General features: G+C 68.9%; 16 protein-coding genes. 5 read left to right on the top strand and 11 right to left on the bottom strand.

The genetic code is table 11. The features are described from left to right. Nucleotides 1-700 precede the first annotated feature (700 nt). The 4 genes from CNR27_RS15835 to rnfB all read left to right on the top strand — a co-directional run bounded on the left by CNR27_RS15835 (nt 701) and on the right by rnfB (nt 5099). Nucleotides 701-1753 carry an alpha/beta hydrolase family protein gene (locus tag CNR27_RS15835; protein WP_342744092.1) on the top strand — a complete coding sequence of 351 codons (1053 nt, stop codon included), beginning with the start codon at nt 701-703 and terminating at the stop codon, nt 1751-1753. 108 nt (nt 1754-1861) lie between these two features. Continuing rightward, complete coding sequence (locus CNR27_RS06860) at nt 1862-2299, top strand: DUF2147 domain-containing protein (RefSeq protein ID WP_096297518.1); 438 nt, start codon at nt 1862-1864, stop codon at nt 2297-2299. Nucleotides 2300-2587: 288 nt separating this feature from the next. After that, nucleotides 2588-4657: a methionine--tRNA ligase gene (gene metG / locus CNR27_RS06850; RefSeq protein WP_096297516.1), complete on the top strand. Its 2070-nt coding sequence runs from the start codon at nt 2588-2590 to the stop codon at nt 4655-4657. Between the two features lie 31 nt (nt 4658-4688). Further along, nucleotides 4689-5099 (top strand): Rnf electron transport complex subunit RnfB, encoded by a 411-nt coding sequence (gene rnfB / locus CNR27_RS06845; RefSeq protein ID WP_096297515.1) that lies wholly within the window; start codon nt 4689-4691, stop codon nt 5097-5099. Nucleotides 5100-5103: 4 nt separating this feature from the next. On the opposite strand, the gene CNR27_RS06840 is transcribed toward rnfB, so the two are convergent. The 6 genes from CNR27_RS06840 to CNR27_RS06815 form a co-directional block, all read right to left on the bottom strand. Next, a complete protein-coding gene (locus tag CNR27_RS06840) occupies nt 5104-6186 on the bottom strand; it encodes a TraB/GumN family protein (protein WP_157745300.1) in 1083 nt (360 codons plus the stop codon). Nucleotides 6187-6215: 29 nt separating this feature from the next. Then, entirely contained in the window at nt 6216-7172 is a 957-nt protein-coding gene (locus CNR27_RS06835) for a DUF1684 domain-containing protein (protein ID WP_096297513.1), read from the bottom strand. A 1-nt stretch (nt 7173) separates the two neighbouring features. Continuing rightward, complete coding sequence (mutL, locus tag CNR27_RS06830; protein WP_096297512.1) at nt 7174-8997, bottom strand: DNA mismatch repair endonuclease MutL; 1824 nt, start codon at nt 8995-8997, stop codon at nt 7174-7176. A 77-nt stretch (nt 8998-9074) separates the two neighbouring features. After that, nucleotides 9075-10568, bottom strand: coding sequence for an N-acetylmuramoyl-L-alanine amidase (locus CNR27_RS06825; protein WP_096297511.1), 1494 nt, complete (start codon nt 10566-10568; stop codon nt 9075-9077). A gap of 75 nt (nt 10569-10643) precedes the next feature. Next, on the bottom strand, nt 10644-11129 hold the full coding sequence (tsaE, locus tag CNR27_RS06820) for a tRNA (adenosine(37)-N6)-threonylcarbamoyltransferase complex ATPase subunit type 1 TsaE (protein WP_096297510.1): 486 nt from the start codon (nt 11127-11129) through the stop codon (nt 10644-10646). After that, nucleotides 11126-12643, bottom strand: coding sequence for an NAD(P)H-hydrate dehydratase (locus tag CNR27_RS06815; RefSeq protein ID WP_096297509.1), 1518 nt, complete (start codon nt 12641-12643; stop codon nt 11126-11128). Before CNR27_RS06815 ends, tsaE begins: the two co-directional genes overlap by 4 nt. A 26-nt stretch (nt 12644-12669) precedes the next feature. Here CNR27_RS06815 and queG point away from each other — a divergent pair, with 26 nt between their 5' ends. Continuing rightward, complete coding sequence (gene queG / locus CNR27_RS06810) at nt 12670-13755, top strand: tRNA epoxyqueuosine(34) reductase QueG (protein WP_425435497.1); 1086 nt, start codon at nt 12670-12672, stop codon at nt 13753-13755. A 37-nt stretch (nt 13756-13792) separates the two neighbouring features. Here the strand turns inward: queG and pgi are convergent, their stop codons facing one another. The 5 genes from pgi to folK all read right to left on the bottom strand — a co-directional run bounded on the left by pgi (nt 13793) and on the right by folK (nt 18026). After that, entirely contained in the window at nt 13793-15319 is a 1527-nt protein-coding gene (gene pgi / locus CNR27_RS06805) for a glucose-6-phosphate isomerase (RefSeq protein ID WP_096297508.1), read from the bottom strand. Next, nucleotides 15319-15699, bottom strand: a complete 381-nt coding sequence (gene panD / locus CNR27_RS06800) for an aspartate 1-decarboxylase (RefSeq protein ID WP_096297507.1) — start codon at nt 15697-15699, stop codon at nt 15319-15321. Before panD ends, pgi begins: the two co-directional genes overlap by 1 nt. Before the next feature lie 114 nt (nt 15700-15813). Then, nucleotides 15814-16680: a pantoate--beta-alanine ligase gene (gene panC / locus CNR27_RS06795; RefSeq protein ID WP_096297506.1), complete on the bottom strand. Its 867-nt coding sequence runs from the start codon at nt 16678-16680 to the stop codon at nt 15814-15816. A gap of 31 nt (nt 16681-16711) precedes the next feature. After that, nucleotides 16712-17527 (bottom strand): 3-methyl-2-oxobutanoate hydroxymethyltransferase, encoded by an 816-nt coding sequence (gene panB, locus CNR27_RS06790; RefSeq protein ID WP_096297505.1) that lies wholly within the window; start codon nt 17525-17527, stop codon nt 16712-16714. Between the two features lie 4 nt (nt 17528-17531). Continuing rightward, the gene (folK, locus tag CNR27_RS06785) at nt 17532-18026 is read right to left on the bottom strand and encodes a 2-amino-4-hydroxy-6-hydroxymethyldihydropteridine diphosphokinase (protein WP_096300393.1); all 495 of its coding nucleotides are present in this window, start codon (nt 18024-18026) and stop codon (nt 17532-17534) included. Nucleotides 18027-18064 lie beyond the last annotated feature (38 nt).

Genomic DNA, 18064 nt, shown 5'->3' with positions numbered 1-18064 from the left:
TGGCGGTTTCCCTCTGGCAACCGTTCGACCTGAGGACAGACCGTGTCACGCGGACATTCCTCAACAAGCTGATGATCACCGACCTCCAGGGCAAAGAGTGGAAAGAGCCGCTGTCGCTGCCCCGCGCGCAGAGCCGTGCGGAGGAACTGCTTCAGGCCCGAACCAGCCCGTCCGTCCTCGACAGCCTGCCCAACGATCCGCACCACATCCTGGTGGTGAACACCATCGGCAGCAGTGCAGCGGACGTCTACCGGGTGGATCTACGCAACTACTCGTCGGCCCGGGTGCAGATGTCGGCCGAGAACGTCGCGGGCTATGTGACGGATCTTGATGGGGAGTTGCGTGCGCGGCTCAGATCGAATGTCGACAGCGTGGGCGCTTACATCGCTGCGGAGTTCCGCAACCCCGAAACCAACAGCTGGGACGAACACTTTCGCTCGTACGTCAAGAACCGTGACCAGACACAGATCATCGGCTTCGGCAGTGATCCCAACATCGCCTTTGTTGAAAGCAACGAAGGTCGCGACAAGTCCGTCGTCTACGAGTACGACATCCGCGCCCGACAGCGCAAAGAAGTTCTGTTCGAGCACAACTTCTTCAACGCGAACCGCGTCATCGTCAACCCGTATCGCAGCGCCGGCGAAGGGTACGGTGCCATCATCGGACTGGGCTATGAAGGCCCGCGCGGTGACGACGTCGAATGGACCGCCCCGCAGATGCGCGCACTCGATGCCGGACTGCGGCAGGCGCTCGGAATCGGCGCCACGCCCATGGAGCTGGTGGATCCCGAATCAGGCGCCCGCGCGACGATCCAGTATCCGGTCGAGAAGCAGTACCGGATCGTCGGCTACACCCCGGACTTCACGACGGTACTGCTCGTGGTCGATGGCCCTTCGCTTCCGCCGGAGCATTACCTTTTCCGCGACGGACAGCTGTCGCTGCTCGCGAAGGCCTATCCGGATATCGATCCGAGGGCGCTGGGCAGGACGGAACTGGTCTACTACACCGCGCGCGACGGGCTGGAGATTCCCGCGTTCCTGACCCGACCCAATCCCGCGCTCTGTGGCGCCGGTCCCTGGAGTGCAGTCGTCCATCCGCACGGGGGCCTTGGTCACGCGACACGATGGATTTCGACGGGTCGATGTGGGTGCCACTGCTGGCATCGCGGTGCCACGCGGTCCTGCGGCCGCAGTTCCGGGGTTCGGACGGCTGGGGCCGGAAGCTCTGGATCTCCGGCGACGCCGAATGGGGCCAGAAGATGCAGGACGACAAGGACGACGGCGCGAAGTGGATGCTCCAGCAGGGCATCGCGCTGGAAGGGCGCATCGCGATGTTCGGTTTCTCCTACGGCGGCTATTCCGCCTTCGCCGCCGCCGTGCGCCCGAACGGACTCTACAAATGCGCGATCGCCGGTGCCGGCGTCTCGGACATCGAACGTATCTGGTCAAGGTTCTACACCAATCCGTTCTTCCGCCAGGCACAGGCACCGACCGTAAAGGGCCTGAGCCCGCTCAGCCAGGCTGCCGACATCCAGATTCCGATCATGGTCTATCACGGCGTCCGCGATCAGACCGTCCCTATCGAGCAGTCGCAATGGTTTGTCTCGAGTGCGAAGCAGTCGCAGCAGGACGTGGAGTACCACGAGCTCGCCGACTACGGCCACGGCCCGGCATGGACGCGCGCGATCATGGCCGAACAACTCCGCGTCATCGATACCTATCTGAGGGAGGGCTGCGGCGGCCAAGGTCTCTGAACCATCGCCTGCCCATCACTGGCCACTGCAATGGCGCCTTTCCGAGATGCGTTATATAAGGCCGGTGTGCGGTCGCCACTCGGTCGGCCCCAACTCCTGGGAGGGAACATGCGTATCCACACACTTGCACTGCTGTGCGCGCTGCCGCTGGCCGCGCTTTCATCGTCGGCGTTCGCCGCCGATGGTCCGGTCGGCCGCTGGAAGACCATCGATGACCAGACCGGCCAGGTGAAATCGATCGTCGAGATCAGCCGGGCCACCAACGGCACGCTCAGTGGCCGCGTCGTCGAGGTGCTGCAGTCCGACCGCGGCCCGAACCCGGTCTGCGACAAGTGCAGCGGCGAGCGCCGGAACAAGCCGATCACCGGCATGACAATCCTGTGGGACCTCAAGCCCGACGGCAACGAGTGGGCCGGCGGCACCATTCTCGACCCTTCCAACGGCAAGACCTACAAGTCGAAGGCGAAGATGCTCGACGCCAACCGCCTCGAGGTTTCGGGCTGCATTGCCTTCATCTGCCGCGAGCAGGTGTGGCAGCGGGAGTGAGCTTCCTGCAGGACGCTTGAACATGGGGCCCGGCGCAGCCGGGCCTTTTCCGTTGCGGGTCGGGAACGGCCTCGCGGATGTCACGGCGGGCAGCGCAGCCGGGTCCCGTCTGCAGCCGGCATGGGCACGTCGTCTGCGAACATCGCATCCGGACCGCGCCAGGGGGTCGGCACGACAGATACCGCGACGCGTGTCCCTTCGTCGAACCGCGCCCTCATCGCCGACGGGGAGCGCCGCTGGAGCCCCATGCGATAATCCGGCTCCATCCGCTTCTCCAAGCCGCATCCCATGCCGCGCCAGCTGCTCGTCACGACCGCACTGCCCTACGCCAACGGCCCGCTGCACCTCGGCCATCTGGTGGGCTACATCCAGGCCGATATCTGGGTGCGGGCCCGGCGCATGGATGGCGACACCGCGCATTTCGTCTGCGCCGACGACACGCACGGTACGCCGATCATGCTGGCCGCGGAGAAGGCGGGCACCACGCCGGAAGCCTTCATCGCCGACATCCAGGCTGGCCACGAGCGCGACTTCGCCGCGTTCGGCGTCGAGTTCGATCACTACGACTCCACCCATTCCGCCGGCAACCGCGAGATGGTTGAAACCATCTACGCGCGTCTCGACGCGGGCGGCCACATCGCACGCCGGGATGTCGCGCAGCTCTTCGATCCGGTGCGCGGCATGTTCCTGCCCGACCGCTACGTCAAGGGCACGTGCCCGAAGTGCGGTACGCCGGACCAGTACGGCGACAACTGCGAGCACTGCGGTGCCACCTATTCGCCGAGTGACCTGATCGACCCGGTCTCGGTCGTGAGCGGGGCCACGCCCGAACTGCGCGAATCGGAGCATTTCTTCTTCGAGCTCGGACACTTCGAAAGCTTCCTGCGCGAGTGGCTGTCCGGCGATGTCGCGGTATCGGGCGTCAAGGCGAAGCTCGCCGAGTGGCTCGATGGCGACGGCGGCCTGCGCGCCTGGGACATCTCGCGCGATGCGCCCTACTTCGGATTCGAGATCCCCGGCCATCCGGGCAAGTTCTTCTACGTCTGGCTGGATGCGCCGATCGGCTATCTCAGCAGCTTCAAGGCCCTGTGCACGCGCGAAGGGCTCGACTTCGATGCCTGGCTCGCGCCCGGCAGCGGCGCCGAGTTGCACCATTTCATCGGCAAGGACATCGTCAACTTCCACGGACTGTTCTGGCCGGCGATGCTGCACGGCGCCGGCCTGCGCGCACCCGCGCGACTGCACGTCAACGGCTACCTGACCGTCGACGGCGCCAAGATGTCCAAGTCGCGCGGCACGTTCGTCATGGCGCGCACCTATCTCGACCAGGGTCTCGATCCCGAAGCGCTGCGCTACTACTTCGCGGCGAAGTCCTCCGGTGGTGTCGACGATCTCGATCTCAACCTCGGCGATTTCATCGCGCGCGTGAACAGCGATGTCGTCGGCAAGCTGGTCAACCTGGCCAGTCGCTGCGCCGGCTTCATCGGCAAGCGTTTCGACGGCCGGCTTGCCGATGCGCTGCCGGAGCCGGAGATGTATGGCCGCTTCGTCGAGGCGCTGGCACAGGTTCGCGAGAGTTATGCGCGCAACGAGCCGGCCAGCGTACTGCGCCAGGTGATGGCGCTCGCCGACGAGGCGAACCGTTACATCGACGAGCGCAAGCCCTGGGTGATCGCCAAGCGGGACGGCAGCGATGCCGAGCTGCAGGCGGTGTGCACCCAGGGGCTGAACCTGTTCCGCGCGCTGGCCACTGCGCTGCGGCCGGTGCTTCCGCGCGTGGCCCGTGATGCCGAAGCGTTCTTCGCGGCGCCGGCCCAATCCTGGTCCGCGCTCGATGCACCGCTGCTCGGCCACGTGATCCAACCGTATGCCCCGCTCTTCACCCGTATCGACCCAAAGCAGATTGACGCCATGACCGACGCCTCCAAGGACACTCTCGCCGCCGCCCCGGCAGCGCCTGCCACGCCCAAGAAACCGGCCGACGTTCCGGCGGCGCCGGCGAAGGCAGCCGAGCCCGGGGTGCCTGCGCACATCTCGATCGACGATTTCGCGAAGCTCGATCTGCGCATCGGCAAGGTCGTGGTCTGTGAATTCGTCGAGGGCTCGGACAAGCTGTTGCGTTTCGAACTCGACGCCGGCGACCTGGGCACGCGCCAGATCTTCTCCGGCATCCGTGCCAGCTACGCCGAGCCGGACCGCCTGGTCGGGCGCAACGTGGTGTTCATCGCCAATCTCGCACCGCGCAAGATGCGCTTCGGCATCAGCGAGGGCATGATCCTGTCGGCCGGCTTCGATGGCGGCGCGCTCGCTTTGCTGGATGCCGACGCCGCCGCGCAGCCGGGTATGCCGGTCCGCTGAGGCGGCGCGTCACCCATCGGATCCTTCGCGCATGTCGCCCAGCCTCGTCGAGCACGTCGACCGCCTGCTGCCGCAGACCCAGTGCGGCCAGTGCGGATTCGACGGCTGCCGACCCTACGCCGAAGCGATGGTGCTCGGCGAGGCGGATGTCGATCGCTGCCCACCCGGCGGCGATGCCGGCGCACGTGCGCTCGCGCGCGTGCTGGGCGTCGCGCCGAGGCCGTTCGACCGTACGCGCGGCGAGTACCATCCGGTGCCGCCGGTCGCACTGGTCATTGAAGCGGACTGCATCGGTTGCACGAAGTGCATCCAGGCCTGCCCGGTCGACGCGATCGTCGGCGGATCCAAGCTGATGCACACGGTGCTGGTCGATGCGTGTACGGGCTGCAGGCTGTGCGTGCCGGCCTGTCCGGTGGATTGCATCATGATGGTCGCCGCCTAGCCCCTCAGCGAGCACCCGCCGCGCTGTCCGGCGACCCGGCTCCGACGGGCGGTGTCTGCTGCGGCGCACATGCCGTGCAGATTCGCTCCACCTGATAGCCCTTGGCGGCCAGCTTCTCGACCACCCCGTCCGGCCCGAGCAGGTGCAGCGCACCGACGATAATCAGGATGTCTCCGGGCTGCTGCAGCATCTGCTCGAGCCTGGGCAGCCAGGCATCGTTGCGCTCGGTATTGATGCGCGCGTACAGCGCAGGAAAACGCGCATGCATGTAGCGACCCATCCCGTTCCACAGCGCATCGGCATCACCCGCGCGCCAGGTCGCGTGCAGGGCCTCGATCGATTGCGGGCCGGAACCGGCCTGCTCGAGTGCTTCCTGGAGCATCTGCACCTGCTCCAGCCGGCCCATGCCGTCGAGAAAGCCGATCTGCTGCTCGGCCGATTCGAGCCCGGCCGTCGGCGTGCCGGCGGCCTGCGCCTGACGGGCGAGCTGCGCGTCCATGCCCAGGTGCGCCTGCAGGCCGGAACGGCCGAGCTCGCTGGTCGTCACCAGCAGGGACACGAACCACGGCTCGAACATCTGCAGGCTCGAGGCGCCGCCGGCGGCCTGCAATGAAGCCGGGTTGGCCTCGGCCCAGGCACGCAGTTGCTGCGCGGTCTGCGGCGGCAGCTCGTCATCGAGCTTGCTCCCGTCGGCGCGCAATCCGGCCTGCATCATCTGCAGGCCGAGCGTCGGCGAATGCAGTTCTTCGGGCGCGAGTTCGAACACCACTTCCCCCGCGCCGGCGACCACCGCGGCGACGTCTTCGGACAGCGGATAGTCGTCGGGCTTGAGGAAGTGGAACGACCCCAGCAGATACAGCGCGCCCTGCTCCCCGGCAATCCGCCAAAGCAGCGGAACGGGTGCTGGCGCGAGCGCGCCATAGCCGATGGCCGGCACTTCCTGCCGGCCGTCGGCCGGCAGTACGACGGGCGAGAGCAGTATCGCCGGAGCCTCGAGCGGCAACTCGGCCTGCCCTGCGCCACCGGCGAACAGACTGGCCAGCAGCACGAAGGCGCGGGCGAAACGGAGCGGCGCGTGTCTGCGCATGCGGGAACGGTACTCCGGGGTATGCGGCGTCATTCGAGTGTTGGCGGCGGCGGCGGGCGGTAGGCCTTCTCGCCTGCGGACACCGCGAGGTCCAGCCGATTGCCCGCTGGTGGCAACGGACAGGTCGCGAACGCGGTGAACGCACACGGCGGGTTGTAGGCGCGGTTGAAGTCGAGCCGCAACCGGCCCTCGTCGTCCGGCAGCGGCGCATCGAGATAGCGGCCGGCGCTGTAGCTCCCATGACCGCTGGTGCGATCGGCGAAGATGAGGAACAGGGTGTCATCGCCACCCTGCAGCGCCTGCAGTGCGTAGCGGCTGCCATCGCGCTCGAATGTCACCGTGCCCGGCGTGGGCATGTCCTCGATCATTCCCAGGATGTTGGCGATCGGCAGTGTCGCGCCGGCGCTGGCGGGTTCGAAGGTCGCATCCACCTGCCAGTCGCGCGCCGTCGGCCAGTACTCGAGCCCGGTGAATCGCGTGCGCGTGCGCGCATCCTCGTGTCGCGCGCGCACGAAGGCGACGCCGCCACGCTCGATGATCGAAAGCGCGCCCTTGCCTGCGTCGAAACCGAGCGCGCTGGGCGACGCGTCCGCGTCGCTCAGCAGGCGCACGCGACCACGCACCGGCACGTCATCAAGCGTAACGACAACGCCGCGCTCCGGCGTGAACCAGTACGCGCCATCGTCCGATTGCAGCAGCCCGAGCTTCTCCGGCCCCATTGACAGCCGGATACCGGCCGCCTGACCGCTCCCGATGAAATGTGATTTCAGCTCGATTCGATGCAGACCGATCAGGCTGAGCCAGCCATCGGGCGAGACCAGCTCGGCCCGGCGCTTGTCCTGCCAGACGCGCGTCTGCGCCGAGAACACAACGTCGAGGCGCGCTGCATCGGCGCGCGCGGCCGGATCTTGCGAATCCGATGTCACGCCGCAGGCGACCAGCAACATCGCCAGTCCGATCGTCACGCAATGGCGCCATCGCAGCATGTCAGCGCCCTCGCAGGAACCAGCGGTCGATCTCGGCGATCGGGAAATGCGCCCAGGTCGGGCGGCCATGGTTGCACTGCCCGGAGCGCTCGGTCGCCTCCATCTGGCGCAGCAGGGCGTCCATCTCCGGCAGGCTCAACCGGCGGTTGGCGCGCACCGCGCCGTGACACGCCATCGTCGACAGCAGCGCGTCGCGCGCCGTGCGCACGCGCAGGCTCTCGCCGTGTTCGCGCAGGTCGGCGAGCACATCGCGCAGCAGCGCCTCGGTGTCGCCGTGCGCGAGCAGTGCCGGCACGCCGCGCAGCAACACCGAGTGCTGGCCGGCGCGCGATACCTCGAAGCCGAGCTCGGCGAGCGTGGCGGCCTCATGCTCCGCCACGTCCGCCTCGCGTTCGGAAACCGCGACGGTCTGCGGGACCAGCAAGGGCTGCATTCGGACACCCTCGCCGTCATGGGCGGTCTTGAGCTTCTCGTAACCGATACGCTCGTGCGCGGCATGCATGTCCACGACGATCAAGCCGTCGGCAGCCTGGCTGAGGATGTAGATGCCGTGCAGCTGCGCCACGGCGTAACCCAGCGGTGGCACCAGCGCTGCAGCGTCATCGATCGCGCCGTCCATGCGCGGCGAGGCCTGCGATCCGTAAATGTCCTGCCCTTTGGCAACTTCCGGCCCCGTCTGGCCGTACAGGCCCGCGTAGGCGGCGCGCGTTTCGTCGACGCGCAGCGCGAGGTTCGACTGTGGCATCGGCCGCGACCAGTCCGGCAGCTGCGTCGCTGCCGGCGATGCAGCGAACGCGCCGCCGGCCGCTGCCGGTTCGCCCGCCTGTCCCGCGCGCGTGTCGGCCAGGGCTGCGTGCAGCGTGCGATAGACGAAGTCGTGGATGAGCCGGGCGTCACGGAAGCGCACCTCGTGCTTGGCCGGATGCACATTGACATCGACACGGGTCGGATCGAGTTCCAGGAACAGCACATACGCCGGTTGGCGACCGTGATACATCACGTCGGCGAACGCCTGCTTCACCGCGTGCGCGACGCTGCGGTCGCGCACGGCGCGGCCGTTGACGTAGAGATACTGCTGATCGGCGCTGGCGCGCGAATAGGCCGGCTTTGCGATCCAGCCGTGCAGGCGCAGACCGGCCGCGGTGTGTTCGACACGCAGCGCCGCATCGGCGAATTCGCGACCGAGCGTCTCGACCAGGCGCGCGCCCGAAAAAAGGTCTTCGTCGCCGCGATAGCGTCGCGACGGCTTGCCGTTGTGGCTGATGCGCAGCTCCACATCGGGGCGGACCAGCGCCAGTGCGCGCAACCATTCCTCGATATGCCCGAGCTCGGTGCGTTCGGCGCGCAGGAACTTGCGCCGCGCCGGCACGTTGTAGAAGAGATCGCGCACTTCGACGGTCGTGCCGCGCGGATGCGGCTTGGGCATGATCTCGCCGACGTGGCCGCCCTCGACCTGCAGCGCCGCGCCATGCGCGTCGCCTTCGCGGCGCGATGCCAGCGAAAACCGGCTCACCGATGCGATCGACGGAAGGGCCTCGCCTCGGAATCCCAAGGTTGCCACGGCTTCGAGATCGTCGAGGGATCCGATCTTGCTGGTGGCGTGACGGGAAACCGCGAGCGGCAATTCCTCGGGCGGCATGCCAACGCCATCGTCCCGGATCCGGATCAGGCGCACGCCGCCTTCTTCCAGATCGATGTCCACGCGCATGGCACCGGCATCGAGCGCGTTCTCGACCAGCTCCTTGACCACGGACGCAGGGCGCTCGACCACTTCGCCGGCGGCGATCTGGTTGATCAGGATGTCGGGAAGTTGGCGGATCGGCACGTGGGCATCGGCGGCGCAGATGCGTCGCGGCAGGAATCAATCCGGATGATACCGGCTCGCGCGGTGCAACCGCCGGCTCAGGGGCTGCCGCCCCCGACCACCGAGCCGTTCGCCGCGACAGCCGCAGCGCGCGCGGCATACAGCGTGCCCGGAGGAGGCTGCGCGGTGAAGTAGGTATTGATACCGTCGAGCACGGCACTGGCAAGCCGGCGCTGATGCGCGGGGTCGATCAGGCGGCGCTCTTCTTCCGGGTTCGAGATGAAGCCGGTTTCGACCAGCATCGCGGGCATGTCGGCATTGCGCAGCACCGAGAAGTTCGCGTACTCGACACTCGGCTTGTGGGTCTTGCCGACATTGCGCAGGCCCGAGAGCACGTGCGTGGCCGCATCCTGAGAGGCGCGCATGTGACCGCTCTGCGCCATCTCCAGCAGCACGTTCGACAGGGTGTCGCGCGAGAGCGATACGCCGCCGACCAGATCGGCACTGTTTTCGCGATCGGCCAGCCAGCGCGCCTGCTGCGACGACGCGCCCCGCGTGGACAGCGTATAGACCGATGAGCCATAGGCGGCGCGGTTGTGCGCGGCGTCGGCGTGGATCGAGACGAACATGTCGGCCTTGGCCCGGCGCGCACGCAGGGCGCGCTGCGGCAATTCGATGTAGCTGTCGTTGTCGCGCACCAGGTGCGCGCGCATGCCGGGCGTGGCATTGATCTGGCGGGCCAGTTCACGCGAGATCGCAAGGACGACGTTCTTCTCGTGCGTTCCCGCCGGACCGATGGCGCCGGGATCCCGGCCGCCGTGACCCGGATCGATGGCGATCACCAACGGACGCATACCCGGCCCCAGCGCGGCCGGCATCGGAACCTGCGCGGGCGGCGGCACGGCGCGCTGCACGGCGGGCGCCGGTGGTAGCTCCGGCGCGGCAGCGACTTCGGGCGACGGATCCGGAGCCGTGCCTGCGGCAACGGCCGGCGACGACAGGACGGTCGAAGGCGTGGTGACCGCGGGCGACGGCGCCGGGGCCTGCGTGCCCGCCATGCTGGAGATCAGCCGCGAGGTCGCGTCGTTGGAGGCCGCAGCCGGATCGGGGGCTGGAACGACCGGGGCAACGGTCGGCGCGACGGTCGCGGCCCCGCTGGCCGCGGCGACCCGCGCGATCGGGTCGGCATCGCCATCGCCGGGCCATTCGATGACCAGTTTCGCGCCGTCGGCCCCCTCCTCGACGCGCGGCGGCAAGGCCTTCACCGCCGAGGCGAGATCGAACACGATGCGCGTCGTGCCGGCGACGGGCTGGCCGCTGCGTACCGAGCGAATGGTGCCACTGCCGGCCGGCATGGCCGACGCCCGCATACGCGTGCCGGGCAGGTCGATGACCAGCCGGTCGGGATTGGCAAGCGAGATGACCGAATATTGGGTGCTGGCGTCGAGGCGCAATTCGGCACGCGTTCCGGTGGCCCCCGAGCGGACATCGATGCCACGCAGTTCGGCGGCAGACACGATGTTCCAGCACAACGCGGCGATCAGCGCGATCGCCAGCAGGGCCTGAGACAGATTGATTCCCCGGATGCGCATGCCGGCTAGTCAATCATCGGCAGTGGAACAATGCAAGCTGGTTTTCCTTGTAAATCCGTAGCCTGCAAGCGCTTCCTATGGTTTCGGTTCAGGAATGGTCGTCAAACACGGATCCCGCCTGAGCGCGTCCAGCCACGCGCGTCCGGCCACGCTTGCGGCCTCCAGCGCGACGCGACGGCCAGTTCCATCGATCGCCAGCGCGACTTCCAGATCGGGTTGTGGCAGGGCGGCGGCGCCGCGTTCGGGCCATTCCACCAGCCACAGTGCGCCCTCGACGTCGTCGAGGCCTAGGAAATCGAGTTCGGCGGCATCGCCGATCCGGTAAAGATCGAGGTGCAGGGCCTCGCCACCCTCTACCGGATAGCGCTCGACCAGGGTGTAGGTGGGGCTGCGCACGGTACCGGTGACGCCCAGGGCGCGCAGCCAGGCACGCGCGAGCGTGGACTTGCCTGCGCCCAGGTCGCCATGGAGGTGCACGCGCGCGCCATGCGGCTGATGGGCCGCGAGGCATTCGGCGAGCAGGCGGGTGGCGGCTTCGTCGGCGAGAAACTGGTGGATCATGCTGCAGCTCCGGGATTGGCGCAGCTGCGCAATGCATCGATCAGGTCCAGCGGCGAGAGGCCGCGCGCGCCGCCGCTGGAGGCCGCGACATCCCCGGCCACCGCATGCAGCAGCGCCCCGCAGGCCGCGGCGGACTCGACGCCCAGACCCTGCGCGCAGAGCGCGGCGATGACACCGGTCAGCACATCCCCCATGCCGCCGGCCGCCATACCCGGGTTGCCGGCAGCCACCAGCCATGGCAGCGCATCCGGCGCACAGACCAGGCTGCCGGCACCCTTGAGCACGACCACCGCGTTCCAGCGGCGGGCCAGTTCACGGACCGCAGCGGGACGATCGCGCTGGATGGCGTCGGTCGTGGTGCCCAGCAGCCGGGCGGCTTCGCCCGGATGCGGGGTCAGGATGGTCCGCGGCGGCAGCGGCCGGGGGTGCGCGGCGAGCAGGTTCAAGGCATCGGCATCCAGCACCAGCGGCGTCGGTGCCGCGCATGCCGCCGCGACCGTTTCGTCGAACAGTGCATGTCCCCACGCGCCCTGCCCCAGGCCAGGCCCCAGCGCGATGACGTCGGCGGCCTCGAGCGCACCGGCCAACGCCGAGACACTGTCGGTCCGGCGCACCATCGCTTCGGGCCAGCGCGCGAGCAATGGCGCGACGTGTGCGCCCTGGGTCGCCACTTCCACCAGCCCGGCGCCACTGCGGAGCGCGGCGCCTGCCGCGAGCAACACCGCGCCGCCGGTGCCGTGGTCGCCGCCGATGCACAGCACGCGCCCGTGCCGGCCCTTGTGCGCGTTGCGCGCCCGCGGGCGCAACCAGTGCCCCAGGTCCGCAGCCGCGATGCGCCGTGCCTGGGGTGGTACATCCGCGAGCAGGGGGTCGATGCCGAGAGTGTCAAGCGAAAGGCTGCCGGCGAGGTCGGGGCCGTCACCGGTCTGCAGGCCCAACTGCGGCAGCAGGAACTGCACGGTGTGCGTCGCCCGCACCGCGGCGCCGTCCGCGCTGCCGCGATCGCCCGCGCATCCGCTGGGCACGTCGAGCGCGAGCACTGGCGCGCCGGCGCTGTTGATCGCGTCGATGAGCGCAGTCGCGGCGGCATCCGGCGCCTGCCGCAGGCCGATGCCGAACAGCGCGTCGACCACGACATCGGCCGCCGGCAGCGCGCCTGCGAAGGCCTCGACTGTGCCGCCAGCTGCTTCGAAGGCGGCGGCCATCGCCTGGGCCGGCGCGGTGCGTGACGCGTGCGTGCCCAGCCGCACGACGACGACCGCGCGGCCAGCGGCTTGCGCGTGGCGCGCGAGTACATAGCCATCGCCGCCGTTGTTGCCGGGGCCGCAGACCACGACGATACGTTGCGCCTGCGGCCAGTGCGCGAGCAGCGTGCGCCAGCCCGCCTGGCCGGCGCGCTGCATGAGCCCGGTCGCATCGGACTCCTGCGCCAGTGCTGCCGCTTCGAGCATGCGCAGCGCAGCCTCGTCGTACAACGGGGAGCCCGGCAGCGGCGTGGCACAGGGAGCGCTCATCGCGCCGATTCTATACTTGGCGCACCGTGAACCCACCCGTCGCCACTGCAGAATCCTCCGATGCGGGCGCCCAAGCCCTGGTCGCGCGCATCAAGGCGATCGCGGCCGGGATGGGCTTCCAGCGCTGCGGCATTGCCGGCATCGACCTGCGCGAGGATGAAGCGCATCTGCGGGACTGGCTCGCCCATGGCCTCTACGGCACGATGGACTGGATGGCCCGCCACGGCGACATGCGCGCCCGTCCCGCGGAACTGCTGCCCGGCACCGTGCGCGTGATCTCGGTCGGGCTGGACTACGGACGCAACGACGACGACAGCGCCTGGGACACGCTCGCCGACGGCAGCCGCGCCTACGTGGCGCGTTACGCACTGGGCCGCGACTACCACAAGCTGATGCGCAACCGGCTGCAGAAGTTCGCACATCGCATCGCCGAGGAGATCGGTCCGTTCGGTCATCGCGTGTTCGTCGATTCGGCGCCAGTGCTGGAACGTGCGCTCGCGCGCAATGCCGGGCTCGGCTGGATCGGCAAGCACACCTGCCTGATCGACAGGAACGGCGGCTCCTGGTTCTTCCTCGGCGAGATCTACGTCGACGTGCCGCTGCCGGTCGACCCACCGGCGAGCGCGCACTGCGGCACCTGCGTGCGCTGCATCGAGGTGTGCCCGACGCGCGCGATCGTCGCGCCGCATCGCCTGGATGCGCGCCGCTGCATCGCCTATCTCACCATCGAGCACGAAGGCGCGATCGATGCCTCGCTGCGGCCGCTGATCGGCAACCGCATCTTCGGCTGCGACGACTGCCAGCTGGTCTGTCCCTGGAACAAGTTCGCCAGGCGCACCGACGAACCCGACTTCCGCGCGCGCAACCATCTCGATACCGCGAGCCTGGCCGAGCTGTTCGCCTGGGACGAGGACGAATTCCTGCAGCGCACCGAAGGCTCGCCGATCCGGCGCAGCGGACATCGCCGATGGCTGCGCAACCTCGCGGTCGCGCTCGGCAATGCACCCGGCACGCCCGAGGTGATTGCCGCGCTGCGCAGCCGTCGGCGCTCGGGCGATGCGCTGGTCGATGAACACGTCGAATGGGCCCTGGCGCGGCACGGCGTCGCCTAGTCCGACAGCGCCCTCCGTCGCAAGCGACGCCCGCTACCTATACGCGATGCGCGCGGATCTCTTCCAGCAGCGCGCGCGTGACTGGATCGCTCACGGCGACATCGTTGCCCTGCACCGCCGGCAACAGTTCGCCGGCAATGCGCTTGCCGAGCTCGACGCCCCACTGATCGAAGGCGTTGATGCCCCACAGCACCGACTGCGCGTAGACGCTGTGCTCGTAGAGCGCGATGAGCGCGCCGAGGCTGCGCGGCTCGAGCCGGTCGAGCAGCAGCAGCGTCGACGGACGATTGCCGGGATACGACTTCTGCGGATCGTCGGCCGAGTAGCCGTTGGCCAGGGCCTCGGTCTGCGCGAGCAGGTTCGACAGCAGCGCGGCGTGGTTGTCGGCATACGGATGCGCAGGAGTCACCACGCCGATGAAATCGGCCGGGACGGTCTGCGTGCCCTGGTGCAGCGCCTGGAAAAAGCTGTGCTGGGAATTGGTGCCCGGTCCGCCCCAGAGCACCGGCACGGTGTCGATGCCGACGGGCTGGCCGTCCGGCGTGACCGACTTGCCGAGGCTTTCCATCACCAGCTGCTGCAGGTAGGCCGGCAGCAGCGCGAGACGTTCGTCGTACGGCAGCACGGCGTGCGTGGCGAGGCCGAGCGCATTGCGGTTCCACACGGCGGTCAACGCATGCAGCAGCGGCAGGTTGGCGGCGACCGGCGCATGCAGCGCGTGCGCATCCATGTCGGCCGCGCCGGCCAGCAGCGCCTCGAACCCGTCCATGCCGACCGCCAGCGCGATCGAGAAACCCACCGCCGACCACAGCGAATAGCGTCCGCCGACCCAGTCCCACATCGGCAACACGCGCTCCGGCGCGACGCCAAAGGCCTCCGCGCGCGGGACGTTGGCGCTGACCGCGTACAGCCGCTCGCTGCCACCGAGCCAGTCGCGCACCACCGCGCCATTGAGCAGCGTCTCCTGCGTACTGAAGGTCTTGGAGACGAGGATCGCGGCCGTTTTCGATGGATCCAGCCCGGCGAGAAGATGCTGCGCATCGCTGCCGTCGACATTGGTGAGGAAATGCACGCGGTACCGGCCGGTGCCGAAATCCTTCAGCGCGTCGACGACCAGCCGTGGCCCCAGGTCGGAGCCGCCGATTCCCACGTTGACGATGTCGGTGACCTCGGACGCCTGGAGCTGGGCGACCAGCTCGGCCATGCGCGCACGCGCGGCCGCAGCCTGCCGATTCGCGTCGCGCGCGATCGCGGTCTCAGAAAGCGCCGAGCGCAATGCGACGTGCAGCGCAGGGCGGTTCTCGGAGGTATTGACGGTGACGCCGTCGAACAGCGCGCGGAACGCCTGCGGCAGCGACGCGGCCTCGCCCAACCCGACGAGTGCATCGCGCGCATCACGATCGAACCGCTGGCGCGCGAAGCTCGCGTACAGCCCACCAATGCGCAGGGCGAAATCGCGCGGACGACCCGCATCCGCTGCGACGAGGTCGGCGATACGCGCCGAATCGAGGCGACGCGCGTGCGGCGCCAGCGTGCTTTCGATCCGCCGGGCCGCCGCGGTCATCAGGCGGCCTGCGCCGGAATGGACTCGTTGGTGTGGGTCATGCGGTTGTCGCGGTCGACATACACCAGCTTGGGCTTGAACCCGGCCACGTCGGCCTCGTCCAGCGCGCCGTAGGCGCAGATGATCAGCAGATCGCCCACTCCGGCCTTGTGCGCGGCCGCGCCGTTGACCGAGATGATGCCGCTGCCGACGTCGGCGCGGATCGCATAGGTCGCGAAACGCTCACCGTTGTCGATGTTGTAGATCTCGATGCGCTCGTACTCGCGGATGCCCGCCAGGTCGAGCAGACGCCCGTCGATGGCGCACGAGCCTTCGTAGTGCAGCTCGGCGTGGGTGACGGACGCGCGGTGGATCTTGGCTTTGAGCAGGGTCAGTTGCATGGCGGTGGCCGTGCGATCACGGCATCGGACAACGCGGGAAACCCGCAGGAACCGCGAAGTATAGGGACCATCTGCGGCATCGCAACATTGCCGCCGCAACGACTGGCGGCAAGTTCAGCCGGCCGACGGCGCAGCGTCCAGCCTGAATTCCAGATTGTCGATCAGCCGCGTTCCGCCCAGGCGCGCGGCGGCCAGCGCCACCGCCACGGGCTGACCGGCGAGGTACGGCGACAGGTCCGGGGCGCGCACCTCGACATAATCGACGTCGAAGCCCTCCGCCCGAAGCGCCGCAATGGCCTGGGACGCGGCCTCGGCTGCCGGGGACCCGCTCCGCATCGCCTGCGCCAATGCCAGCAACGACCGGTACAGGGCCGGCGCGCGCGCGCGGGAGGCGGTATCGAGATACTGGTTGCGTGAGCTCATCGCAAGACCGTCCGGCTCACGCGCGATCGCCACCGGCAACAAGTCGACCGGGAACGCCAGGTCGGTGACCAGATGCGAGATCACGGCCAGCTGCTGGTAGTCCTTGCGGCCGAACGCGGCGACATCGGGCTGCACCTGGTTCAGCAGGCGCGCAACCACCGTGGCCACGCCATCGAAGTGCCCCGGGCGATGGGCCCCGTCGAGGATTTCCGACACACCCGGGACGCGCACAGTGACCGCGTTGTGCAGTCCGAGCGGATACATCGCTTCCACCGTCGGCAGCCACAGCAGATCACAACCGGCGGCATCCAGCCCCTCGGCATCGCGCTCGGGCGTGCGCGGATAGCGCGCGAAATCCTCGTTCGGACCGAACTGGGTGGGGTTGACGAACACGCTGGCGACCACGCGATCGACCCGCGCGCGCAGCGCTTCGACCAGGCTGAAGTGGCCGGCATGCAGGTTGCCCATGGTCGGCACCAGACCGATCCGCAGACCGGCGCGCTTCCATTCAAGGATCCGCGCGCGCAGCACGGACAGGGTGTCAACGGTTTCGATCATCGGAGTTCTGTATGCGTGCCGGCGCAGGCGCTCAGCTGTAGGAATGTTCGCGGCCGGGGAAGCTGCCGTCCTGTACCGCCGCGACGTAGGCGCGCACGGCGCCGGAGACCGAGCCGCCCTCGGCCAGGAAGTCGCGCACGAACTTCGGACGTCGATGCCCGCTGTCCAGGCCGAGCATGTCGTGCAGTACCAGCACCTGGCCGTCGCAGCCGGGACCGGCGCCAATGCCGATCGTCGGCACCGGCGAATCGGCGGTGATGCCGGTGGCCAGCGCGGCCGGCACACCTTCGAGCACGACCAGCGTGGCACCCGCCGCGACGATCGCCTGCGCATCGTCACGCAGCGCCTGCGCGGCGGTATCGCCGCGACCCTGCACCTTGAAGCCGCCGAAACGCAGCACCGACTGCGGTGTCAGGCCCAGGTGCGCGCAGACCGGGATCTCGCGATCGACGAGAAAGCGCACGACCTCGCACTTGTTCGCTGTCGCCCCCTCGAGCTTGACCATGCCGGCGCCGGCCTGCAGCAGGCGCGTCGCGGCATCGAGCGCGCGCTCCGGCGTCGCGTCGGCCTGGAACGGCAGATCGGCGACCACCAGCGCCCGCCGCACCGCACGTGCGACGCAGGCGGTGTGATAGGCGATGTCATCGACCGTCACCGGCAAGGTCGAGCCATGGCCCTGCACCACCATGCCCAGCGAATCGCCGACCAGCAGCAGATCCACGCCTGCGGCATCGAGCGTCCGGGCGAAGCCGGCGTCGTAGGCCGTGAGCATGGTCAGGCGACGGCCGGCTGCGCGGGCCTCGAACAGCGCGGGCACGGTGACCGGCGCGGGAGCGGAAGGATTCATGGCGCTAGCCTAGCGCTTCGATGCCTGCGCGATCCACGACCACGAGCGCGTCGGCGGCCGCGCCGACCGTCGGGATCTGGACGCCGGCATCGAGTTCCAGCAGCGGAACAAGCACGAAGGCACGTTGGTGCATGCGCGGGTGCGGAACGGTCAATCCCGGCAGTGCGATGACGGCATCGCCATAAAGCAGCAGATCCAGGTCCAGAGTGCGCGGCCCCCACTGGTCCCCGGGTGCCTCGCTGCGGCTGCGACCGAAGTCCTGTTCGATGCCCAGCAGGGCGTCGAGCAGATCCATCGGCGCGAGCGCGGTATCCAGCATGGCGACCGCGTTGACGAAATCAGGCTGGTCGGCCCGCCCCCAGGCCGGCGTTCGGTACAGCGAGGACAAGCGCAGGTCAGTCACCCCCGGCAGCGCGGCGAGCGCGGCGGCGGCGGCGCGGATCACCCGCGGCACATCGCCCAGGTTTCCACCGAGCCCGACGAAGGCACGCACGTTCATCGGAGCCTCCAATGCCGCCGACGTATCGCGCGGCCCTG

Source organism: Luteimonas chenhongjianii (assembly GCF_002327105.1).
GTDB classification, from domain to species: Bacteria; Pseudomonadota; Gammaproteobacteria; order Xanthomonadales; family Xanthomonadaceae; genus Luteimonas; species Luteimonas chenhongjianii.
This window is presented reverse-complemented; position numbering and strand designations above follow the sequence as displayed.